At 72.6% G+C, this 21,532-nt stretch carries 19 protein-coding genes; 9 read left to right on the top strand and 10 right to left on the bottom strand.

The genetic code is table 11. The features are described 5' to 3' along the window. Positions 1-8: 8 nt before the first annotated feature. Together GA0070620_RS02950 and GA0070620_RS02945 are read right to left on the bottom strand one after the other, a co-directional pair. Positions 9-473, bottom strand: coding sequence for a nucleotidyltransferase domain-containing protein (locus GA0070620_RS02950; RefSeq protein ID WP_091597880.1), 465 nt, complete (start codon positions 471-473; stop codon positions 9-11). A 145-nt stretch (positions 474-618) separates the two neighbouring features. Then, complete coding sequence (locus GA0070620_RS02945; RefSeq protein WP_091588330.1) at positions 619-1,224, bottom strand: hypothetical protein; 606 nt, start codon at positions 1,222-1,224, stop codon at positions 619-621. A 446-nt stretch (positions 1,225-1,670) separates the two neighbouring features. Here GA0070620_RS02945 and GA0070620_RS02940 point away from each other — a divergent pair, with 446 nt between their 5' ends. Continuing rightward, complete coding sequence (locus GA0070620_RS02940) at positions 1,671-2,804, top strand: DUF1996 domain-containing protein (protein WP_091588329.1); 1,134 nt, start codon at positions 1,671-1,673, stop codon at positions 2,802-2,804. Between the two features lie 75 nt (positions 2,805-2,879). On the opposite strand, the gene GA0070620_RS02935 is transcribed toward GA0070620_RS02940, so the two are convergent. Continuing rightward, a complete protein-coding gene (locus GA0070620_RS02935) occupies positions 2,880-4,319 on the bottom strand; it encodes a non-reducing end alpha-L-arabinofuranosidase family hydrolase (RefSeq protein WP_407940034.1) in 1,440 nt (479 codons plus the stop codon). A 531-nt stretch (positions 4,320-4,850) separates the two neighbouring features. Here GA0070620_RS02935 and GA0070620_RS02930 point away from each other — a divergent pair. The 4 genes from GA0070620_RS02930 (at position 4,851) to GA0070620_RS02915 (ending at position 9,827) form a co-directional block, all read left to right on the top strand. Continuing rightward, positions 4,851-7,070, top strand: coding sequence for a choice-of-anchor J domain-containing protein (locus tag GA0070620_RS02930; RefSeq protein ID WP_091588326.1), 2,220 nt, complete (start codon positions 4,851-4,853; stop codon positions 7,068-7,070). Positions 7,071-7,244: 174 nt separating this feature from the next. Further along, positions 7,245-7,652 carry a YciI family protein gene (locus GA0070620_RS02925; RefSeq protein ID WP_091597877.1) on the top strand — a complete coding sequence of 136 codons (408 nt, stop codon included), beginning with the start codon at positions 7,245-7,247 and terminating at the stop codon, positions 7,650-7,652. Between the two features lie 8 nt (positions 7,653-7,660). Next, on the top strand, positions 7,661-8,815 hold the full coding sequence (locus GA0070620_RS02920) for an RNA polymerase sigma factor (RefSeq protein ID WP_197677613.1): 1,155 nt from the start codon (positions 7,661-7,663) through the stop codon (positions 8,813-8,815). A 91-nt stretch (positions 8,816-8,906) separates the two neighbouring features. Continuing rightward, on the top strand, positions 8,907-9,827 hold the full coding sequence (locus GA0070620_RS02915) for a phosphotransferase (protein WP_091588321.1): 921 nt from the start codon (positions 8,907-8,909) through the stop codon (positions 9,825-9,827). Positions 9,828-9,834: 7 nt separating this feature from the next. Here GA0070620_RS02915 and GA0070620_RS02910 read toward each other — a convergent pair whose 3' ends face one another. Genes GA0070620_RS02910 through GA0070620_RS02900 form a run of 3 tightly spaced genes read right to left on the bottom strand, consistent with a single transcriptional unit; the run spans position 9,835 to position 12,388 of the window. Continuing rightward, positions 9,835-10,551 carry a DUF1028 domain-containing protein gene (locus tag GA0070620_RS02910; protein ID WP_091588318.1) on the bottom strand — a complete coding sequence of 239 codons (717 nt, stop codon included), beginning with the start codon at positions 10,549-10,551 and terminating at the stop codon, positions 9,835-9,837. A gap of 47 nt (positions 10,552-10,598) precedes the next feature. Further along, positions 10,599-11,261: a response regulator gene (locus GA0070620_RS02905; protein ID WP_091588316.1), complete on the bottom strand. Its 663-nt coding sequence runs from the start codon at positions 11,259-11,261 to the stop codon at positions 10,599-10,601. After that, positions 11,258-12,388, bottom strand: coding sequence for a sensor histidine kinase (locus GA0070620_RS02900; RefSeq protein WP_091588313.1), 1,131 nt, complete (start codon positions 12,386-12,388; stop codon positions 11,258-11,260). Before GA0070620_RS02900 ends, GA0070620_RS02905 begins: the two co-directional genes overlap by 4 nt. A gap of 143 nt (positions 12,389-12,531) precedes the next feature. Here GA0070620_RS02900 and GA0070620_RS02895 point away from each other — a divergent pair, with 143 nt between their 5' ends. The 4 genes from GA0070620_RS02895 (at position 12,532) to GA0070620_RS02880 (ending at position 16,180) form a co-directional block, all read left to right on the top strand. Further along, complete coding sequence (locus GA0070620_RS02895; protein WP_091588310.1) at positions 12,532-13,521, top strand: carboxymuconolactone decarboxylase family protein; 990 nt, start codon at positions 12,532-12,534, stop codon at positions 13,519-13,521. 8 nt (positions 13,522-13,529) lie between these two features. Next, positions 13,530-13,982: a DUF6220 domain-containing protein gene (locus tag GA0070620_RS02890; RefSeq protein WP_091588308.1), complete on the top strand. Its 453-nt coding sequence runs from the start codon at positions 13,530-13,532 to the stop codon at positions 13,980-13,982. Then, positions 13,979-15,718: a multicopper oxidase family protein gene (locus GA0070620_RS02885; protein ID WP_091588305.1), complete on the top strand. Its 1,740-nt coding sequence runs from the start codon at positions 13,979-13,981 to the stop codon at positions 15,716-15,718. The genes GA0070620_RS02890 and GA0070620_RS02885 overlap by 4 nt, the downstream gene beginning before the upstream one ends. Positions 15,719-15,796: 78 nt before the next feature. Further along, positions 15,797-16,180: a VOC family protein gene (locus tag GA0070620_RS02880; RefSeq protein ID WP_231922188.1), complete on the top strand. Its 384-nt coding sequence runs from the start codon at positions 15,797-15,799 to the stop codon at positions 16,178-16,180. Between the two features lie 104 nt (positions 16,181-16,284). On the opposite strand, the gene GA0070620_RS02875 is transcribed toward GA0070620_RS02880, so the two are convergent. From GA0070620_RS02875 to GA0070620_RS02860, 4 genes are all read right to left on the bottom strand, one after another. Continuing rightward, positions 16,285-17,178 (bottom strand): SGNH/GDSL hydrolase family protein, encoded by an 894-nt coding sequence (locus GA0070620_RS02875; RefSeq protein ID WP_091597874.1) that lies wholly within the window; start codon positions 17,176-17,178, stop codon positions 16,285-16,287. Positions 17,179-17,329: 151 nt separating this feature from the next. Beyond that, a complete protein-coding gene (locus tag GA0070620_RS02870) occupies positions 17,330-17,905 on the bottom strand; it encodes a hypothetical protein (RefSeq protein WP_157741521.1) in 576 nt (191 codons plus the stop codon). A 167-nt stretch (positions 17,906-18,072) separates the two neighbouring features. Further along, positions 18,073-18,519 carry an STAS domain-containing protein gene (locus GA0070620_RS02865; protein ID WP_091588296.1) on the bottom strand — a complete coding sequence of 149 codons (447 nt, stop codon included), beginning with the start codon at positions 18,517-18,519 and terminating at the stop codon, positions 18,073-18,075. 233 nt (positions 18,520-18,752) lie between these two features. Then, positions 18,753-21,377: an AAA family ATPase gene (locus GA0070620_RS02860; RefSeq protein WP_172836369.1), complete on the bottom strand. Its 2,625-nt coding sequence runs from the start codon at positions 21,375-21,377 to the stop codon at positions 18,753-18,755. Positions 21,378-21,532 lie beyond the last annotated feature (155 nt).

The raw sequence follows: 21,532 nt of genomic DNA, 5'->3' as shown, positions 1-21,532 counted from the left end.
GCTGGCCGTCACCGGCACGCGGCCGAGAGCGCGGCCAACCGACCGGCCGGATCATGCAGAAGGCGGTGACCGTCGCTGACGACCCGGCGGGTGCCCGGGTCCACCGGATCGGTGTCCGCCCAGCTCACCGGCGCGACCCCCACCTCGACGTCGAGTCCGGACGTACGGCGTACGCGGATCTCCCGGACCGGCCCCCACCGCGCCGACCGGACGAGCCGGCCGTCGAGCAGTTCCGTCCAGACGCTCACCCGCGCGTAGCCCTGGTTGTCGGTGAGGACCACGATGTCGACGTCCGAGTCCGGGCGCGCGGCGTCGCGTGCCCAGGAGCCGACGAGGACCACGCCCCCGACGTCGGCACGCTCCACCGCCCACGCCGCCACCAGGGCGAGCACTGATCGGACTTCCCGCGACCGGTCCCTCGTCACCACCCGGTCGAGTCTGGCACCACCGCCGCCGGTGCAGTCATCCGACATGTCGGTCTGATGACCGCTTCGGCCGCTGCGTGCCCCGGTGGTGGTGATCCCGGTCACCTCCACCGTCCGGCCATTGGCGGTCGCTGAGGTCGGGCGGCAGGGTCGGGGGTCGGCGTCATCTCGCCGAACTCGTCGTTCAAGCAGGTCAGGAGCGTTCGTTGCCCGCCCACCGGCGTCCCCGCCAACCCCGTTCGGCCGCGCTGCCCGTAGTGACCGGAGCCCTCGCCGCCCTGCTGCTCGGTGGAGCGGGCGTCGGCTTCGCGGTGCTCGGCGACGCCGAGAGCGATTCCGGCGGGGCTCGGCCGGCGCGGGCCGCCGGCACGCCGGACCTCCGGCCGGCGCCGGCCACCCCGACGCCGGGCCTTCCGGCGACACCCGGCGCGGACGTCGTCTCCGGTCCGTCTCCTGCCGACATCGCCCCGCCGACCGTTCCGGTGGCCCAGACCGAGTCGCTGCCCCGGCCGAGCGCCGACCCGACGACCGCGCGCCCCGCGACCGGCGCACCGAGGCCGACGGCCACGCGCCCGACCACCAGGCCACCGACCGCGACGCCGACGGTGCGCCCGACGCCCGGACCCACCGGCACCCCCTCGTCGCCGCCGCCGACCGCCACTCCCAGTCCGTCCGGCAGCCCCACCTCGGCCCCGACCACACCTGCTCCGAGCCCGTCGGGCGGCACGCCGGAGCCGAGCAGCCCGGCGCCCAGCGGCTCCCCGTCCACCACCCCGGCGTCGCCACCGGCGAGCCCCACGGGGACGACGACGCCGGACGCCTCCTGACGGTCGCCCCCAGCGGATCGGCGCGCCGCGGCCCGAACCGAACATCCACGGGTCTGTCCGGACCTCGCGGGCCGGCGCCGATGACCGCTGATCGAGGTCGGCCCCGCGCCGACGGAAATTCGTGCGGCAGAAAATGGTAATCCGATCGCGAGAAAAACGTCGCGGAGGTGGCGGGCGGGATTTCGACGACATTCGGTAGCCCGTTTCGGCGGGCTCTCTTAAGGAACGATTAAAGGCCTGTCAGGCGCGACGGAAAGGCGCCTAACATACCGGGGCCGTGGCCGTCCGGTCGGCTTTGTCGTGCCCCGCACTTCCTTGGGAGAGTTCCGTGTCGTACCCCTCGTTCGGTCAACCCGACGCGAGCCCACCGCCGTCACGTCCGGGCCTTCCGGCGCGGGTCGTCCGAAGCTGGTGGGGCATGGCCGCCGGCGCGGCCGTCGCCGTGACGGTCGTCGCGGGCACGGCCGTGTACCTGGCCGACGCTCCCGCCGCCGAGGAGACGACGAACGCCGCCAACGCGCTCGCCTACGGCTCGCCGCCGTCCGGGCTGGCGGCGCCGGGCGGCTCGTCGGCGGCCACGTCCACGACGCCGTCCGCCGCCGCCTCCCCGTCCGGGAAGCCGTCGACCTCGACGGGCCCGAGCGCCGCCGCGAAGCCGGTCGCCAAGGGCGGCTGGATCCCGGTCGACCCGGCGGCGTGGAAGGCGCAGGCCGACGCGTACAAGGCCATGAAGACCGACCCCGTTCCGGCCGGCGTGGGCAATCTTCCGGAGTTCCGCGCGGACTGTCAGTACAGCCACCGACGGCCGGACGACCCGATCGTCGCCCCCGGCCTGCCGGGGGCGTCGCACATGCACTCCTTCGTCGGCAACAAGGGTGTGGACGCGGACACCGTGGCCGAGGACCTGATGATGTTCACGGCCAGCACCTGCAAGCCGGCGCAGGACCACTCCGCCTACTGGGTGCCGACGCTCTACGACAACGCCACCGGCAAGCCGGTGGAGACCACGGGTTTCCGGGTCTACTACCGCTCCCTCCGCAGCAATTCCAGCGGCCAGATGCCGATGCCCAACGGCATGCGGATGATCAGCGGCGACGCCAAGAAGAAGGTGCCGACGCCGCGGGGCGCGAGCGGGCAGTTCTACTGCGCCCACTACGGGCCCGGTGACCTCGACGGAGTCGCCCGCAGCACCAACGGCAACTGGCCGATCTGCGGTGGGAACGCCACGCTGCACTTCATGATGCAGTTCCCGGACTGCTGGGACGGCAAGCACCTGGACAGCCCCAACCACAAATCCCACGTGGCGTACGGCAGCAACGAGGGCTGCCCCTCCAGTCACCCGGTGCGGATCCCGGCGATCACGTTCGACATCCAGTACGGGGTGAAGGGCACTCCGGCGGGCTATTACCTCTCCTCCGACAAGGAGGGGAAGAGCGCTTCGTCAATGCACGGTGACGCCTTTGTCATGTGGGACGTGCGCATGATGAACAAGCAGACCAAGAACTGCATTCTGCAGCGCAAGACCTGCGACAACGACGGCTACGACGGGTAGCCGGGACCGGGGGCGGGCTCGGCCGTGTGCCGGGCCCGCCCCTTTCGCGCCGCTGGTTCGGGGTGTCCGACCCCGTCAGCGCTGCAGTGTCAGCAGGCCCGGCCGGTAGGGCAGGAGGCCGTAGTCGCCGCCGGAGTTGGGCGAGCGACCCTGGTAGAGCAGCTGCAGGTTGCAGGGATCCACGGTCATCGTCTGGTCGGCGTTGCTGCGGATCAGCTCGCCGTGACTGATGTCGTTGGTCCAGGTGGCGCCGCTGTTGGCCTTGCCGGCGAACGGGTTGCTCTCGGTCGCGGCCTGCGGCGTCCAGGTGCCACCGAGACTGGTGGCCGTGAACGAGCGGAAGTAGCGACCCTGCGCGCCGATCGCCTCGACCAGCATGAGGTACCGGTTCTGGCCCTGGAGCTTGTAGACCTGAACGGCCTCGAACAGGTTGTTGGTCGTGTCGCTCATGATCACCGTCGACGTCGAGCCGAAGTTCCCCGGGAAGTTGCCGATGGGCATGGTGGCCCGGTAGATCTTGCCGTTGTCCCCTGCGAAGAACAGGTACATGGTCGTGCTGTCACCGATCAGCGCCTGGTCGATGGGTCCCGTGCCGGAGCCGGTGATGCTCCCGGTGAACAGCGCCTGCGGCGACGACCAGCCGTTGGGGTTGGTGGGGTCGGTCGACGTTCGGTAGGAGAACGCGGGTCCACCCCACTGGTAGGCGAGCACCCAGAGGTTCCTCGGCGCGAAGTAGAACAGGCTGGGCGCCACCGTGGCGGAGGACATCGTGTTCTGGCTGGCCGAGGCCATGTCGGACCAGTTCGAGAAGAGGCTGAAGTTCATCGAGCCCCACGTCGTCCCGGTGTCGTGCGTCGTCGCGTAGACGAGGTGCCGGCCGTTGTACGGGGCGTAGGTGAAGTCCTTCAACGACACCCACCCCGACTTCGGGGTCGCCAGCGGGCCGGTGGAGCTCCAGCGGTACGTCGACGGCAGGTTGCACGTGCCGGGCGGTGGCGTGGTGGGGTCCCCCCCGCCGTCGACGCGGACGAGCTGCCACTGCTGGTTGCTGCCGTTCCAGTCGTCGTACTGCACGATGTTGCCGCCGTCGGCCGTCGAGGCGCCCTGCACCTCCACCACCTTGTTGCTGTTCCGGTTGATCAACCGGACGTAACCGCCGTCGGAGTCGGCCAGCCGGAACTGCTGGTTGGTCCCGTTGTGGTCGGCCCACTGCACGATGTTGGCACCGTTGGCGGTGGAGAAGTTGTAGACGTCCAGCACCTTGCCGGACAGGCGCGACTTCAACCGGTAGTAGCCGCCACCGGAGTCCACGAACTGCCACTGCTGCTGGTTGCCGTTGTTCCGTGCCCACTGCACGATCCGCGCACCGTCGTTGGTCGCCAGGTTGTACACGTCCAACGCCTTGCCGCTGTTGCGGTTGACCAGCACGTACCACGCGTTGGTGTCGACCGTCGCCGCGGCGGCGGGTGTCGACACCACCGCCGCGGTGGCGCCACCGATCACCAACGCCGCCATGCCGGCGATGACGAGCCGGAGCATCGACCGACGCCGCGGCAGCGGCTCGATCGACGTCGGTCTATGGATGACAGACATGTTCCTCCTCCAGTGTCCGAGAGCCGAAGGTCTGCCCAGAGGGATGGGCGCACCGGGACGCGCGGCCGGGTGCGCACGTGGGGGTGAGTGAGCGCTAACAGGCCGGTGCGGGTGCTGGCGCGCGTCCAATTCGAGGTTGACGAAGCGGCTTGCCCGGTAAGCCGAGTGTCGTCACCCTCGACATCGACTGTGAGCGATAACATGTCCGTAGTCAAGTCGCAATATTGCGGGCCGAGACCGGGTGGCGCTCCCCCGGCGGTCCCGCCACCGAGGACCGACGGGCGACGTGGCCGGGCGGGATTCGGTTCAACCGACTCCGGCAGGAACGCAGTGGGATGGATCATGCGCCAGTTTTATTGCCATGGGCAACTAACCGGCAGTACGAAGATCATTGTCATCCCGGTGCATGGATCGCAACCCGTTCACCGGACCCGTCGACCCCAAGGGGGGCACATGGCACGCAGCCGGATCGCCGCTGCCGCATCCATCTCACTCGTCCTACCGTTCCTGACCGTCCTTCCCGCGTCCGGAGCGGCGGCCGCTCCCGCCCAGCCGACCGCGCGGAACGACCGGCCCGGCGACGACACGCGCGAGCTCACCCGCAAGAACTTCACCCTCGACGGCCGCAAGGTCGAGACGCCGGCCCGCTACCAGCCGCGCACCCAGGCCCGGTCGAGGACCCAGGCCGCGGCGCAGACGCCGGCGGTCGGGACCGTCCGCCAGTGGCTCGGACTCGACGACACCACCGGCGCCTACTACCGCAAGGACTACACGCTGCGGGGCGTCGGCGAGAACATCGAGGTGTGGGTCGCCACCGACCTCGCGTTCCCGGCGAACGACTGTCGCAACCAGGTCGCCACGACCACGCAGATCACCGACGCGCAGGTGCAGAACTTCGTCCACGAGTTCGACGCCACCATGTACCCGAAGGAGACCGCGGCCTTCTCCCGGCCCCCGGACCGGGACGGCAGCAACGCCCAGGTCGGGCCGGACGCCAACGGCAACGGCGGCGTCTACACCGGTGCGGGCAACAAGACCGTCACCCTCGTCGACAACGTCCGGGACGACAACTACTACCAGTTCCCGGCCGCGCCGACCTACATCGCCGGCTTCTTCTCCGCCCAGCTCAACGAGCTGTTCGACCGCAACGTGATGACCATCGACGCGTTCGACTGGCTGCACCGCACCGGGGCGAACCCGCCGGACGAGCCGACCGACGACCTGTGCACCAGCCGCCCGGCCCGCCCGCACAGCTACGAGGGCACCTTCGCCCACGAGTGGCAGCACCTGGCGCAGTACTACACCGACCCGTTCGAGGGCGCCTGGCTCAACGAGGGCCTGTCCGACTTCGCCCAGACGTTGACCGGCTACGTCGACACCCGGGCCACGGTCTACGACCGGGGCGCCGACGGCCACCTCTACTGCTACCAGGGCTTCGGCACCGTCAAGACGCCGTACAACGCCAACCCGCGCGACTGCGGCGGCCCGGAGAACTCGCTGAACCTGTGGGACGAGAGCCCCAACCCCAACGCGGTGCTGGCCGACTACGGCAACGCGTACTCGTTCATCCAGTTCCTCTACGACCGGTACGGCCAGGACATCGTCCACCGCCTGCACAACGACGGTGACCTCCAGGGGCTGGCCAGCGTCAAGAAGGCGCTGAAGGCCGAGGGCGCCACGGACATGTACGAGGTGATCCACGACTACCAGACCATGACGCTCGTCGACAAGATCGTCGGAGACGCCAAGCTCGGGATCATGCTGGGTGTGTCGAAGAGCCGGGTGACCAGCAAGAGCCTGCGCTCCACCGTCAACCTGGAGAACCCAGCCGCGTACGCCACCCCGGGCGCGGCGCCCAACGGCGCCGACTACGTCCCGCTGCAGAAGGCCAACGGCACGCTGCTGCGCGGCTCCGACCTGCGGTCGCTGTCGTTCCAGGGCAACAAGACCCTGCCGGCGCTGCCGCTGGCCTGGACCGTCGTGAACAACGACCCGGACCGCGCCGGCAACCCGGTCCTGTTCTCCGGCAACGGCAACAACACCGACGCCGCCGCCGTCACCAAGGTCACCGTGCCGACGGCCGACCCGACGCTGCGCTTCGTCGCCAAGTACGGCGCCGAGTTCGGCTTCGACTACGGCTACGTCACCGTGTCCACCGACGGCGGCGCCACCTACACCATCGTCCCCGGTGACAAGACCGTCGACGGGCCCCTCGGCCCGGGCGTCAACGGCACCACCAACGGGTTCGAGGCCCACAGCTACGACCTGTCCGCATACGCCGGCAAGTCGGTGCTGCTCGGCTTCCGCTACGTCAGCGACGGCGGCGTCAACGAGGGTGGCTGGCTCGTCGACGACATCACCGTCGGCGGCACCGTGGTCAGCGACGGCAGCAGCCTGACGCCGTTCGACTCCCCCACCGAGATCAAGCCGACCGCCGTCGCGAACTGGAACCTGCGTCTCATCGGCCTCGACGAGAAGCACTCGCGCGCCTGGCAGTTCGAGTTCGACGGCAAGTCCGCGCTCACCCTCAACCGGGTGCAGCTGGCCCTGCTCAGCATCTTCCCCAAGGTCGTCGCCGTGGTCGCCTACGACGAGCCGACCGAGCAGGTCACCCAGTACGCGCCGTACACCCTGAAGGTCAACGGCGTCGTCCAGCCGGGCGGCGCCGCCTGACCTTTGTCCCCGCGGCCGTCAGGGCACCTGTCACCCTCGGTGGCAGGTGCCCTGACGTCAGGAGCGGGCTGACCACCAACTCGACCCGGACGGCGATGTCGAGAAAGCGTGGCGGGCTTCGTCCCCCGGGTGAAGGTGACCAGAATGGGTCGCCTCAGCACCGAGGGGAACACGATGGCCAAGTACCTGCTGCTCAAGCACTACCGTGGCGCTCCGGCCGCGGTCAACGACGTGCCCATGGACCAGTGGACGCCCGAGGAGATCACCACGCACGTGGCGTACATGCGGGACTTCGCGAGCCGGCTCGAAGGGACCGGAGAGTTCGTCGACGGTCAGGCGCTCGCCCCCGAGGGGACGTTCGTCCGGTACGACGGTGAGGGGCGCCCTCCGGTCACCGACGGCCCGTTCGCCGAGACCAAGGACCTCATCGCCGGCTGGATGGTGATCGACGTCGACAGCTACGACCGGGCGATCGAACTGGCCGGCGAGTTGTCGGCCGCTCCGGGCGCGGGCGGGAAGCCGATCCACGAGTGGCTCGAGGTACGCCCGTTCCTGACCGAGCCGCCCACCATCACGGAATGACCTCCCCCATGGACGAGGCTCTGCTCCGGCGTCTCACGCCGAGCGTGCTCACCGTCCTCGTCCGCCGCGGAGCAGACTTCGCGGCGGGCGAGGACGCCGTGCAGGACGCGCTGGTCGAGGCGATCCGCGTCTGGCCGGACGACCCGCCGAGGGATCCGAAGGGCTGGCTGGTCACCGTGGCGTGGCGGAAGTTCCTCGACGCGGCCCGGTCCGACACGGCCCGCCGCCGGCGTGAGGACCTGGTCGACGACCAACCGGCGCCCGGGCCCACACCGGCGGTCGACGACACGCTCCAGCTCTACTTCCTGTGCGCCCACCCGTCACTGACACCGTCGTCCGCGGTCGCGCTCACGCTCCGCGCCGTCGGCGGGCTGACCACCCGTCAGATCGCTCAGGCCTACCTGGTGCCCGAGGCGACCATGGCGCAGCGCATCAGTCGAGCCAAACGCACCGTCTCCGGCGTACGGTTCGACCAGCCCGGCGACGTCGCCACCGTGCTGCGCGTGCTGTACCTGGTGTTCAACGAGGGCTACTCCGGGGACGTCGACCTCGCCGCCGAGGCCATCCGGCTCACCCGGCAACTCGCGGCCGCGATCGACCACCCCGAGGTGGTGGGGCTGCTCGCCCTCATGCTGCTGCACCACGCCCGCCGCCCCAGCCGGACCGCACCCGACGGGCGCCTGGTGCCGCTCGCCGAGCAGGACCGCGGCCGGTGGGACACCGGTCTGATCGCCGAGGGCGTCGCGATTCTCCAGGCGGCCCTCGCGCGTGACCGGCTGGGCGAGTTCCAGGCCCAGGCAGCCGTCGCCGCGCTCCACGCCGACGCGCCCACCGCGGAGGAGACCGACTGGGTGCAGATCGTCGAGTGGTACGACGAACTCGTCCGCCTGACCGACAACCCGGTCGTCCGGCTCAACCGCGCGGTGGCCGTCGGGGAGGCCGACGGACCACGTGCCGGGCTGGCGGCGCTCGCGGCGCTGGACCCCGCCCTGCCCCGTCACACCGCGGTGGCCGCGTACCTGCACGAACGCGACGGCGACCGGGCGACGGCGGCACGGTTGTACGCCGAAGCCGCCCACGAGGCGCCCAACCTCGCCGAGCGCGACCACCTGTTGCGTCAGGCCGCGCGGCTCAACACGGCCCGCTCCCGCCCCGCCCCGTGACGACAGCACCGAGGGAGGCGTTCGGTCCGGTGCTCGTCCCGCAAAGGTTCTCGCCCCCGGTGCGTTCGGTGCGGATGGCACAGTCCTGAGGATGTCCTTGGACGAGCTGCCGGACTGGTTGCCGGCTTGGTGTGGTGAACACCTGGGCAGCGGTCCCGCCGACGTGCTGTTCCAGTCGCGACAGGTATCGATGGTGTTCGGCCTGCGGTTGGTCGATGGCGGGGACGTCGTGGTCAAGGCACGCGCCGACGGCGGCCGGGCCTCGTCGTGCGTCGCGGCGCAGGCCCGGCTGGCCGAGCGCGGGTTTCCGTGTGCCCGGCCGCTCACGCCGGTGGTCGGCGTCGGTGCACTGGCCGTGCACGCCGAGGAATTCCGGCCCGGGGGCGAGGTGCTGCACGGGGACTCCCCGGACGTTGCGGTGCGCTGCGCGGACGTGTTCGCCCGGCTGACGGCCGAACTAGCCGGGGTGCCCGTCGCGCCGCCGCTGCCGAACCCGCCATGGGTGCGGTGGGACCACACCGATTCCGGTCTCTGGCCGGCGATCGACTCTCTGGACAGCCGGGACCAGGGTGTCGTGTCCGAACGCATTGTCGGGACGGCCGAGCGGGCCCGGAAGCGGCTGCTGGCCGCCGGCCTGCCGTGCGTGCTCGGCCACGCCGACTTCGAGGCGCAGAACCTGCGGTGGCAGGGTTGGCAGGTGTGGGCGGTGCACGACTGGGACAGCCTGGCGTGGCAGCCGGAGGCGGCGCTGGTAGGAGCGGCGAGCGGATCGTTCGCCAGTGCCGGGCCGCCGACGCTGGCGCCGATCGAAAGCTCCGAGGCGTTCCTGCTGACCTATCAAGACGTTCGACGGCGTCTGTTCACGGCCGTGGAGCTGGAGATCGCATGGGCGGCCAGCGTGTGGATGGCTGCGTACAACGCACGGGAGATGGCACTGTGCGGTGGCTCTCCGGCGGGCGCCGATGCGCTGCGGGCGCAGGCAGCCGAACGCCTCCGCCGGGCCAATGCGTGAAATCAGGTCAGCGGTCCGGCCCGGCGCTACGGAGGACACTCGGCGGGCGGCCGAGCGCCCGGCGGGCGGCCTCGCCCATCGGGTCGTCACGGGTGGGCAGCCCCCGGATGGTCGGCACCACCTCCGCCTGGAAGACGCCGTGCAGGCGGCGTAGTTCCCGCGCCGGGTGTTCGGCGTCGTCCACGCGCACGTCCCACAGCGGGTACGGCTGGTCGGCGACCACGGTCACCGTCGCCGACCGTGCGCCGTGCCGGTCACCGCCGGCCCCCTCGCCGGCCTCGACGGCCAGCACGAGCCGCTCCGCCAGATCGAGGTCCTGACTGTCCTCGAACACCCGGACGATCTCCGCGAGGATCTCCGGGCCGACCAGCCGATTGCCCTGCGCCGCGTAGCCGGGCCCGGTGCGGTGCCCCGCCCAGTGCACCGCGCGGGACCCGGTGTACGCGTACGAGCGCCCCTCGCGGTCGACCATGCCGACCTGGCGCACCTCCCGACCGGGGTCCCGGGCCAGCAGCTCGGCCAGGACGTCCCCGGGTGAGCGGCCCCCCGCGAGCAGGGGCAGGCCGTCGTGGGCCAGGAACGGGTTGGGGGTGGCCTGGGTAGCCACCGCACCGCCGCCGGCGCTGACGTACGCGACGAGCTTGCCGACGGCCGGTCGGGCGGTCAGCGCCCCCACCCCGAGTTGGCCGGTGCGCGGACATCGTGCGGCGATCGAGAAGGTCACGTCGGTACGTACCCGGACGAAGGGACGACATGCCCGTCACCGTGATGTCATCGACGACGCGGGGTGACGAGACCCGACTCGTACGCCCACACGACCAGCTGGGCGCGGTCGCGGCAGTGCAGCTTGGTCATTGCCCGGTTGACGTGGGTCTTGGCGGTCAACGGACTGATCACCATGCGCTCGGCGATCTCGTCGTTGGTGAGCCCTCGGGCGACGAGCTCGACGATCTCCTGTTCCCGGGCGGTCAGGACGTCCCGTCCGGCCGCCGGTTCGGGCGCCGGCGGGCCGGCGACGAACTCGCTGATGAGGGTGCGGGTCACCGCGGGGGCGAGCAGCGCGTCGCCGCGCGCCACGACGGCGACGGCCTGCAGCAGGTCGGTGGGCTCGGCGTCCTTGAGGAGGAACCCGCTGGCGCCGGCGCGGAGGGCCGTGAAGACGTAGGAGTCGAGCCCGTAGTTGGTGAGGATGAGCACGCGGACAGCGGTGAGGGTGGGGTCGACGGCGATGCGGCGGGTGGCCTCGATGCCGTCGAGCCCGGGCATCTGGACGTCCATCAGCACGACGTCCGGCCGCAGCTGACGCGACAGCTCGACGGCCGTCGCGCCGTCGGCGGCCTCGCCGACGACCTCGATGTCGTCCTCGGCGTCGAGCAGGGCCCGGAATCCGGCCCGCATCAGGGCCTGGTCGTCGGCGAGCAGCACCCGGATCACGCCGGGCCCTCCAGCGGGAACGTGGCCTCCACGCCGAACCCACCGCCCTCGCGGGCGGAGGTGTGCAGGGTGCCGCCGAGCCCGGTGACCCGTTCGCGCATGCCGCGCAGTCCCACCCCGGGCGTCGCCGGCCGGGTCGGCTCGGCCCGACCGTCGTCGGTCACGGAGACGGTCAGCTGCGCCGGGGCGTACTCGACATGGATCCGCGCGGTGGCGGGGCCGGCGTGGCGGGCGACGTTGGTGAGCGCCTCCTGGACCACGCGGTAGCCGGCCCGGTCGACCTCGGCGGGCAGGTCCTGCGGCTGACCGGTGACGGTCACCTGCACCGGCACGCCGGCCGCCCGGGTCCGCTCGACCAGCTCCCCGACGCGGGCCAGCCCGACGTGGTCGTCGTCGGAGGGTGAGCGCAGGGTGCCCAGGGTGGCCCGCAGCTCCCGCATCGCGGCACCGCTGGCCTCCTGGATGGCCAGCAGCGCGGCCGGCGGCTCCTCGCCCTGCTTACGGGCCAGGTGCACGGCGATCCCCGCCTGCACCTTGATCACCGAGATGCTGTGCGTCAGCGAGTCGTGCAGGTCCCGGGCGATGCGCAGGCGTTCCTCACCGGCCCGGCGGAGCGCCATCTCCTCGCGGGTGCGTTCGGCCTCCGCCGCGCGCTGCTCGACCTGTTCGAGGTACGCCCGGCGCTGCCCGGCGACGAGCCCGGCGACGTTCGCCGCCACGAACCAGCCCAGCAGCAGGGCGGTCCGCTCGGCGATCTGCTGCCCGGGCCGGCCGGCGGGCGCGACGGAGATGTCGCGGGCCAGGAATCCGGCGAGGAAGACGACGCTGGCCAGGACGGAGGGGACGCGGCGACCGCGCCAGGCGGCGACGTAGACCGCGCCGAGGACGGGGAACGCGGCGGAGACCCCGGGGTGGACGCGGACGTGCAGAGCCAGCATGGTGGCGGTCACGGCGATCAGCGTCACCACCGGATACCGCCGGCACACCGCCAGGGCGGCGCCCATGACCAGCACCAGGGCGACGTCGACCGGCCGCACCGGCGCGGCGTCCGGCGCGATCGCGGCGTTGCCGAGGAGGAGGACGGCGAGGGCGAGCCCGCTGAGGGCGTACGGCAGGTCGCGGCGCATGAGCGCACTGTAGAACGCCCGTCACCGGCGGACATCCCCCGTCGGCGGTAGGTGGGGCGTACCGCGGACGCGGTATCGGCGGCCGGACAGGTGCCTGCGACGGCACGACGATTTCCCGGCCCGCCGGGACGAGCATCGAGCCCATGACATACCGCTTCTTCACTCCCCCTCCGGCGAAGGCGGCGACCGGTCTCACCGCGACGGTCCACCGGCAGCTGCGGGACGAGTTCCTCGGGCCGGTGCCGACCTTCCAGGTGCTCTCGGTCGTGCCGGAGCTGATGGCCGGGACCTGGGCGCTGATGCGTGAGGCGCTGCTCGCCGGCGACGCGTCGCGGGTGGAACGGGAGCTCGTCGCGTCGGTGGTGTCCCGGGCCAACCGCTGCCGGTTCTGCGTCGACGCCCACGTGATGCTGCTGCACGCGCTGGGTGAGCACGAGCTGGCCGAGGTCGTCGCGCGGGGCGGGACGCCGCCGCAGCCTCGGCACGCCACGCTCGCCGCCTGGGCACAGGCCAGTCGCACCCCGGAAGCCGCCGACTGGGGCAGCCCGTACCGCCCCGAACTCACCGGCACCGCACTCGCCTTCCACTTCATCAACCGGATCGTCTCGGCGCTGCTCGACCCCGACCTGCTGCCCGGCGGTCTCCAACGCTCCCGTGTGGTCCGGTCGGCCGGGGGCCGGCTCTACGCCGGGACGGCCCGGGCGCCGAAGGATCCCGGCCTCGGCCTGTCGCTGCTCGGCGTCGACACGCCCGCACCACCGGCGTGGGCCGGGGACAGCCCGGTCGGCGGCGCGTACGCCTCGCTGCGGGACACCGCGCTGCGCGGCGGCGACCTGCTGGGCGACCTGGCGCGCCGGACCGTCACGGCCACCGTGCGCTGGGAGGACGGGCGGCATCCGGCCCGGCCCGCCGAGTGGGCGACCGACCTGATCCGGGACCTGCCCGGCGCGGACCGGGTCGGGGCACGGATCGCACTGCTGGCCGCGTTCGCGCCCAGCGCGATCCGCCCGGGCGATGTCGCTCTCTGGCGGCTGTCGCATCCGGCCGACGCCGACCTCGTGCGGCTGGTCGCGTACGGGGCGATCACCGCCACCGACCACGTCGCCCGGGCGCTGTCCCCGGCTCAGCTCTAGGAGGAACCATGCGCAAGGCCCTGGTCGTCGTCAGCCTCCTGCTGCTCGTCGCGTTCGCCCTGCAGTTCGTCTTCGCCGCGGTGGGCGCGTTCACGAAGCCCGCGGGTGACGGCGCGTACGCCCTGCACAGCGTCACCGGGATGGCGGTCATCCCCGTGCTCACCCTGCTCACCATCCTGTTGGCCGTGCTGGCGAAGGCGCCGGGCCGGCTCGTCGGGCTGGCCGTCCTCCCGCTCGGCCTCGTCGTGCTCCAGGCACTCCTCGCCATGCTCGCGAACGCCTTCACCGACACCGCCGGCGCCAGCACTCCGGTCGGGCTGACCGTCGCCGGGCTGCACGCGGTCAACGGAATCGTCGCCGTGCACGTCGTGGTGGGGGTCCACCGGGCAGCGCGGGCGCTGGCCGGGCCGGCGCCGGCCGACGCCGTCACCGTGGCCGTCCCGGAGGGGGAACCGGCATGACCGTCGGTTCGCTGCTCGCGGCCGACCTGGTGATCGCGGTCCTCGCCGCCGCCGGGTGGCTGGCCGGCGGCGCCGCGTCAGCCGCCCGGCGCCGCCCGCTCGCCCTGGGGCTGGCCGCGTTCGCGCTGCTCGCCACGCTCGCCCGCGCGGTCACCATCACCGCGCTCGCCCGCGCCGGCTGGTGGTTCGCGGCCGAGAAGGTGCTCATCGCCGCTCCCCTGTCGCTCGCGGCGGTGGTCGTCGCCGGGACCGGGCTGCTGCGACGCCCGGGTGACATCCGGTCCGCCGGGCTCCCGCTCCTGTTCGCCGGGTACGCCGTCAGCGGCGGGCTGCTCGTGACGGTCCTGCACGGCTACCCGGCGTCGCCCGGGGCGGGACTGCTCGCGGTCGCCGGGGTCCTCGCGGCGACCGCGGTCACGTGGCGCGCCCTCGGCGCGCGCCCCTCCCGGAGGGTGTCCCGGGGGGCCGTGGCGGTGGCGGTCGCGGCGCTGGTGGCCGGATCGGGGTTGGCCGTCACCCCGGACACCGTTCCCGCCGGAGCCCATGACCACGAGTATCGGGAGGCACAGTTCGTGGGCGAACCGACCAGGCGGTTCACGCTGACGGCCGGGACGGCCACGGTGAACGTGAGCGGCCGGGAGGTGGCGGCGTGGGCGTTCGACGGCCAGGTGCCCGGGCCGGAGCTGACCGCCACCGTCGGCGACGTCCTGGAGGTGACGCTGCGCAACCGGGACATCGAGCGGGGCGTCACGCTGCACTGGCACGGGTACGACGTGCCGAACGGTCAGGACGGGGTGCCCGGCGTCACGCAGGCGGCGGTGCGGCCGGGACAGGAGTTCGTCTACCGGTTCCGCGCCGACCAGGTCGGCACGTACTGGTACCACACCCACGCGGTCTCCGACGTCGGCGTGCGGATGGGGCTCTACGGCGTCCTGGTGGTGCGACCGGGACCGGTCGGCGGCGTCGACGTCACGGTGCCGGTGCACACCCTCGCCGGCCTTCCGCTGCCTCCGCCCAGGACCGAGCCGGTCCGGGTGGGGACGCCCGTACGGTTGCGGCTGATCAACACCGACAGCACCACCCACCGGTACGCCCTGGCCGGGACCGCCTTCCGGGTCGCCGCGATCGACGGATCCGACCTGGAGGGTCCGACGCCGCTGACGGACACCGCGCTGCTGATCCCGGCCGGTGGCCGCTACGACCTGGTGTTCACGGCGCCCGCCACGGCGGTGGCGCTGCTCGTCGAGGGCCGGGTGGTCTGGTCCACCGGGCCGGTGGCGGCGACGACCGACACGTGGCCGGTGCTGGACCCGCTCACCTACGGCACCGCTGAGCCGGCGCCGTGGTCACGCTTCGACCGGGACTACACGCTCGTCCTCGACCGCGGCCTCGACCTGCGTCGACTGCTCCCGCGGTACGCCCACACCGTCAACGGCGCGGCCGGTCCGGACATCCCACCCCAGGTCGTACGCCTCGGCGACACCGTCAGGTTCACCATCGTGAACCGGTCACTCGTGGTGCACCCGTGGCACCTGCACGGGCATCACGTGCTGGTGCTGTCCCGCGACGGACAACCGACAACGGGAAGTCCCCTGTGGCTGGACTCGTTCGACGTACGACCCGGCGAGGTCTGGGAGGTGGCCTTCCGCGCCGACAACCCGGGGATGTGGGCGAACCACTGTCACAACCTGCCGCACGCCGAGGCCGGAATGGTCCTGCACCTGATGTACTCGTGATCCCGGCCCGGCCGTTGCCTTGTCGCCGAACACGACCGAAGGCTGTCGTTACCCCCGTTCGTCAGGCACGCTACGTCGATGAGATCTCGGACTGGTGGCATGTGGTGGGGTACGGCGATCGAGGCGCCGGACCCCGGCGGGTTGGCGAGGTTCTACGCCGAACTCCTCGGCTGGCACCTCGGGCACGAGGAGCCGGGCACGGCTGTCGTCGCCGCGTCTCCCCACGGGCCGTTCTTCGTGTTCCAGCAGGCCGAAGGCTACCGACCGCCGGTGTGGCCTCCGGTCGAGGGGGAACAGCGCCCCATGATGCACTTCGACTTCCAGGTGGGCGATCTGGACTCGGCGGTCGCCGAGGCGGTCGCCCTGGGCGCCACGGTGGCCGAGTTCCAGCCGCAGGAGAACGTCCGGGTGCTCTTCGACCCGGCTGGCCATCCCTTCTGTCTGTGCCTGGACGAGGGATGACCGATGGCTGGGGCTCGTCAAACGGTCGACGGTGATCGGCGGGACGTGGCAGAGCCGGGCCCGTCGCGGTGCGGCGGGACCCGGCTCAGCCGGTCACGGACCGGTCAGCTGTTGAGTTTGGCGAGGAGGGCGGTGGCCATGCCCTGCTCGCCGCGGGCGTTCGGGTGGAACGGCGCGGCCGAGTTCTGCGGCACCAGCCCTTCGACCCAGCGGGTGCTGCTGCCCTTGCAGGCGTCGCGGCCGATCGACGGGGTGTAGACGTCGGCGTAGATCGCGCCGTTGGCGGACGCGGTGTTCGCCAGCATCGTGTTGAGCGACTTCTGGATACCGCGCAGGTACGGCACGTCCTGGTAGGCGATCGGGACGACGGGCCAGCAGCCGTACCCGCTGTCCGGCAGGATCGCCGGGTAGCCGAGCACCACGACCCGCGCGCCCGGCGCGGCCTGCCGGACCGCCTGCAGCACGGCGGTCACCTTCGGCACGGTGGCCGCGATCCGGGCCTGCAACTGGTCGGTGCCGCCGGCGGTGTACCGGTCCTTGCACGGCGATCCGAGCGGGCTGCTCAGGCTCGCCTCCGCGCAGTCGCTGATGATGCCGGAGAAGCCGATGTCGTTGCCGCCGATCTGCACCGTCACCAGCGCCGTGTTCGACGTGACCGCGCTGACCTGCGGTGGCACCGTGATGCCGAGTTGGCCGTCGCCGCTGGAGAGGATGTCGTCCGTGGTCGCGCCGGAACAGCTGACGTCGGCGAACGACGACGAGCCGGCGGACGCGGCCACCAACGACGGGAAGTTGCGGTTCGACCGCAGGCAGTTCAGGTCGACCTGGGTGGGGATGAGCGGGCCGGCGGTGTACGAGTCTCCCAGCGCGACGTAGCGGCCGGTGGGCAGGGCCGCGCTGGCGGGTGTGGCGACGGTGAGCAGCACACCGGCGGTGGCGACGGCGAGTGCGGCGAACCGGGTGGCTGCCCGCAGGAGCGGCAGGCGGGGACGGGTCATGACGCCTCCCAGGAGGATCACGGTGGTGGTGCCGAGATCCTGCCGCCGCCGACGACACACGTCAATATAGACGATCCTCACTAAATGCTGGTCTACAGTGTGGGTCCTGCCCGGGTGCGCGGTGAGGACCCGCCGGGTGCCGACCGGAGCCTCAGCCCACCGGCATCTTCCGTGACCGGTTCCGGCCCGGCAGCAGGGCCACCAGCATCAGCAGCCCGGCCAACGGCATCAGATCCAGGTTCACCGGGGGCAGCAGCACCGCGACGAGCAGGACCACGGGGCTCCACCACGGCAACCGGCGTGCCCGCGCGGCCAGCACCGCGACCACCACGATCCCGACGAAGAAGAGCAGGGGCCCGACGTCGTAGACCACGGGCCGTAGGCCGGGCAGGGCGGAGAAGTCGCCCTGCAGGTCCCGCAGCTCCTCCTTGTCGGCGGCCATGGCCGCCAGCACGATGTCCGCCCCGAACTGGATCACGGTTGCCGCGAGGCCGAGAAGCGTCGCACCAATCGCCAGCTCACGGACCGGGCCGCTGCGCGTCAGTGTCCGCAGCGCCAGCACCAGCGGCACGAACAGGAGGAAGCCGGCCAGGCCGAGGACGTGCGCGACCTGCCAGTCGAGTCCCGGCCCGTACGCGTCGTCGAGCCGGCCGATCAGGCGGGCCACGCCGTAGCCGCTCAGCGCGAGTGGACCGGCGATCAAGGCGACCTTCGCTGCTCTCGTCATGTCGAAGATCATGGGTCGGACCAGATCCCGGACACCTCCGGAGGAACCCCGTCCGCGACCCCGACAACCCCCGCACGGGTCGACCCTGACCCGTCTACGGGCAAGCTGACCGAAGTGTCCCGGCCGTGGCGTCGCCGCCGACGCGGCCACCGCGGTCGCGGGCCGTCCTAGGCACGGGCAGACGAGCCGTACCTCTCCGGGTAGAGCGGTCGACGAGCGGACGGCCGCCGCAAGGTCGACGGCCCCGGAGTAGGGAACTCCGCGGGCGCGGTGGGTTGTGGCGGGTAGTCGAAGAGCTCGCCGACCGCGCTGAGCATGAGGACACGCGCCGGCGTACCGATCGCGGCGGTGATGACCACCCGCTGGCCGTGGGCCGCAGCGGTTTCCCGGACGGCGAGCAGAGCCGCGAGCGCGGCGCAGTCGAGGTGTCGCAGTGCCGTCAGGTCGAGAGTGAGGCACGTCACGCGGGCGGGCACCAGCAGGCGGGTCAGGTCGGACCTGAGTTGGTCAGCGGAAGCCAGGTCGGCCTCACCACTGAGGGTGACGTGCCGAGTGCCTGCCTTGACGTCGGAATAGTCGCATCGCAGTGCGCCGCGACCGATGGCATCGTCCATCGAACGGACTCGTCCCCGCCCCGCTGAGGGCGATAGAAGGGCCGGCCGTGGTTAGCAACCATCGGTCCGGCGCCGAAGAGGACAGAGCTTGCGTGCGGCAGTGCCGGCCTCGACGTGGCGCTTCTGGCGCCGTCTCGAACGCTACCCCCGACCGCCGCCCACCGCCACCTCGCGCCGAGCGCCGCACTCGTCAGCGCCATCAGGCCGCGCCGCGCCCGACACCCGCGCCGAGGTCAACCGGCCCGCCGCAACCCGAGGGCCTGGGCGAGACCCGCCCGCCCCCGCAGGCCCAGCTTGACGTACGACCGCTGGAGATGGTTCTCCACGGTCCGCACCGACAGCACGAGCTCGGCCGCGATCGCCGCGTTGTCGTGGCCCGCCGCCGCCAGCTCGCAGATCTGTCGCTCCCGGGGAGTGAGCTCGTCCTTGCTGCTGCCCGGCCGGGGTCTCAGCGGCGGCGAGTAGCCCCCGCACCGCTGCTGCAGCAGGTCGGCCCGGCGGGCCAGCAGGTTCGCCCGGCGGTGGTCGCCACGCCGCCCGTACGCCGTCTCCGCGGCGACCATCGCCTCCAGCGCGAGCGCGAGGTAGCCGCTGGCCTCCAGCGCGGTGCCGACCCGCTCGAGGGCGGCCGGGTCGTCGGCGGCGAGCGCGTGGGCGTAGTCGGCCCACAGCGTGAACAGCGGACTGTCGCATTCGGCCGCGACCTGTGCCAGCCGTTCGGCGGTGCCGGCGGTGGGCTCCAGGCGCGCGAGCAGGTGCAGGCACTCCACGGTGATCGTCTTCGCCTGGTCGGCGCGTCCGGCCAGGTCGCGCAGCGCGCCGACCGCCGTCGCCAGCTGGCCGTCGGCGGCGGCGAGCCAGGCCGCGGTCAACTCGGCGTCGGCGCCCACCAGGCCCGTGAGCCGCCCGCCGTCGACGTCGGTGTGGTCGTCGTGGAGCTGTCGCAGCAGCCGCCGGCTCTCGGCGAGCTCGCCCAGCTGCGCCGCCACATACGCGTTGGCCGACAGCACGTAGACCCGGATGGGGAACAGGGTGCGGTCGCCGGCGAGGGTGCGGGCCTCGTGCAGCCAGCGCATCGCCCGGCCCATCTGACCGGCGTGGTAGGCGCACTTGCCCCGGGCGAAGGCGAGCAGCCCCACCGCGTCGGCCGCGCCCCGGTCCACCGCGTCCCGGTAGTACCGCCGCGCCACCCGCTCCGCCTCGGGCAGCCGGCCCGACATCAGCAGGGACTGCACGTGACAGGTCTGCGTGGCGGCGCGCATCGTCGCCCACGTGTCCGGGATGTCGACCTCGCCACTGTCGAACATACCGGCGGCCCCACCCGGCTGCCCGTCGAACAGCAGCAGGTAGGGGTGCAGGGCGGTGACGGCGGTCGCCAGCAGCGGATCGCGCGGCGGGTCCGCCGCCAGCCGCGCCACCCAGGCGCGGGCGCCGGCGCTGTCGCCGCTGAACGCCGCGATGCCGGCCTGCGCGGCCAGCAGCCCGGGGTGCGCCTCGGCGGGCAGCTCGCGCTGGGCGGCGTCGATCACCTCGCGGGCCTGGTCGGGCCGTCGGCCGCCCCAGAACAGGTTCAGGACCCGCAGTGCCGCCGCCTCCGCCCGGTCCGCGGGGTCGGTCAGGTCCGCCGCCGCGCGGGCGAGGTGTCCGTCCGCGTCGTCGCTGCGGCCCTGGGCCACCAGTGCCCGCGCCACCTGCCAGTCGCCGCGGGCGGAGTCGACCCGGCGGCCCAGCCGCTCCGCCAGCACGGGGTCGTGCCGGCGCAGCGCGTACTCGGAGGCGGTCAACAGGTCGTCCGCCGCGACCGGCAGGTCCGCCTCGCAGCGCCAGGCGACGACGCGGGCCAGGTCGCCCGCGCCGCCGTCGACGGCCGCCAGTGCCTCGGCCAGGTTCCGGCGCAGGCGGCGGGCACGCAGCGCGCCGGTGCGGTTGCGCACCACCTCCGCGTACAGCGGGTGGCCGGTCTGCACCAGCACCGCCGGGCCGTGCTGGACCAGCCGGATCAGGCCGCGCTCCTCCAACTGCTCGGCGGTCCGCGGTGGGACCACCCGCTCGATGAGGGCCAGCGGCGCGGGTTCGGCGTGGGCCACGTACTGCAGCGCCTCGGCCTCGTCGGCGTCGAGGGTGCCGAGGGTCTGCTCGATCAGCTCGGCGAGATGGGTGGGGCACAGCGACTCGCTGGGCCACGTCCACATGCCGTCGCGCCGGACCAGCCCGCCGTCGCGCAGCCCGCACCGCAGCGCCTCGCGGAGGAACAGCGGGTTGCCCTGGCTGATCCGCCACAGCGCGCCGAGGGTCAGGCCGTCGACCGGGCCGCCCAGCGCCTCCCGGACGACGAGTGCGGCCTCGTCCGGGTCCAGCGGCGGCACGTGCACCCGGTCAACCGACCGGGATCGCCGCAGCGCGGCGACCGGCGCGGCGTCCAGGGCGTCGGTGCGTACGCTGGCGACCACCTGGACGGTGCCGCCCACGACGAGCCGTTCCAGCAACGCCCCGGACGCGTCGTCGAGCCAGTTGAGGTCGTCGACGCCGATGACCACGCCGCGTCCCGCCGCGACGTCACGCAGCCGCCGCTCGACGTCCCGGAACACGTCGGCCACGTTCGCGTCCGACGGCTGCGGCAGCCGGCTGGCGAGCACACCGAAGGGCACGTCCCGCCAACCGGGTGTGGCGGTGACCCGCAGCACGACCCGCTGCCGCCGCAGGGCGTCGTCGAGCACCTCGTCGAGCAGCGAACTCTTGCCGACCCCGGGGTCGCCGGTGAGCAGGACCCCCGAGCCGGCCGCCGTGTCGAGCGCGCTGACCGCCTGCTCCCGCTCCCGGGCACGGCCGACGAACGGCCATCCCGCGTTGCCGTCCACGAGACATCCCGGCGCAGCCACTGGACCCCCTCACCCCCGGCCGGACCAGCCCTTGGCCCGGTCGCCGAATCTCGTCCTCGATCCGCTCGGCCGACCGGATCAGGACGTGCGGCGGCCTGAGTGACACCGGGCCCACCCTCACACATCGCTCGCGG

Source organism: Micromonospora krabiensis (assembly GCF_900091425.1).
GTDB classification, from domain to species: Bacteria; Actinomycetota; Actinomycetes; order Mycobacteriales; family Micromonosporaceae; genus Micromonospora; species Micromonospora krabiensis.
Note: the sequence above shows the minus strand (reverse complement) of the source record. Positions and strands in the feature narration are given on the sequence as shown.

What these genes read in the sequence shown, in the direction of transcription:
- GA0070620_RS02950 (WP_091597880.1), bottom strand. Translation starts at nt 473, where the DNA reads ATGTCGGATGACTGCACCGGCGGCGGTGGTGCCAGACTCGACCGGGTG.
- GA0070620_RS02940 (WP_091588329.1), top strand. Translation starts at nt 1,671, where the DNA reads ATGGCCGCCGGCGCGGCCGTCGCCGTGACGGTCGTCGCGGGCACGGCC.
- GA0070620_RS02935 (WP_407940034.1), bottom strand. Translation starts at nt 4,319, where the DNA reads ATGGCGGCGTTGGTGATCGGTGGCGCCACCGCGGCGGTGGTGTCGACA.
- GA0070620_RS02930 (WP_091588326.1), top strand. Translation starts at nt 4,851, where the DNA reads ATGGCACGCAGCCGGATCGCCGCTGCCGCATCCATCTCACTCGTCCTA.
- GA0070620_RS02925 (WP_091597877.1), top strand. Translation starts at nt 7,245, where the DNA reads ATGGCCAAGTACCTGCTGCTCAAGCACTACCGTGGCGCTCCGGCCGCG.
- GA0070620_RS02920 (WP_197677613.1), top strand. Translation starts at nt 7,661, where the DNA reads ATGGACGAGGCTCTGCTCCGGCGTCTCACGCCGAGCGTGCTCACCGTC.
- GA0070620_RS02915 (WP_091588321.1), top strand. Translation starts at nt 8,907, where the DNA reads ATGTCCTTGGACGAGCTGCCGGACTGGTTGCCGGCTTGGTGTGGTGAA.
- GA0070620_RS02900 (WP_091588313.1), bottom strand. Translation starts at nt 12,388, where the DNA reads ATGCGCCGCGACCTGCCGTACGCCCTCAGCGGGCTCGCCCTCGCCGTC.
- GA0070620_RS02895 (WP_091588310.1), top strand. Translation starts at nt 12,532, where the DNA reads ATGACATACCGCTTCTTCACTCCCCCTCCGGCGAAGGCGGCGACCGGT.
- GA0070620_RS02890 (WP_091588308.1), top strand. Translation starts at nt 13,530, where the DNA reads ATGCGCAAGGCCCTGGTCGTCGTCAGCCTCCTGCTGCTCGTCGCGTTC.
- GA0070620_RS02885 (WP_091588305.1), top strand. Translation starts at nt 13,979, where the DNA reads ATGACCGTCGGTTCGCTGCTCGCGGCCGACCTGGTGATCGCGGTCCTC.
- GA0070620_RS02880 (WP_231922188.1), top strand. Translation starts at nt 15,797, where the DNA reads ATGAGATCTCGGACTGGTGGCATGTGGTGGGGTACGGCGATCGAGGCG.
- GA0070620_RS02875 (WP_091597874.1), bottom strand. Translation starts at nt 17,178, where the DNA reads ATGACCCGTCCCCGCCTGCCGCTCCTGCGGGCAGCCACCCGGTTCGCC.
- GA0070620_RS02870 (WP_157741521.1), bottom strand. Translation starts at nt 17,905, where the DNA reads ATGACGAGAGCAGCGAAGGTCGCCTTGATCGCCGGTCCACTCGCGCTG.
- GA0070620_RS02865 (WP_091588296.1), bottom strand. Translation starts at nt 18,519, where the DNA reads ATGGACGATGCCATCGGTCGCGGCGCACTGCGATGCGACTATTCCGAC.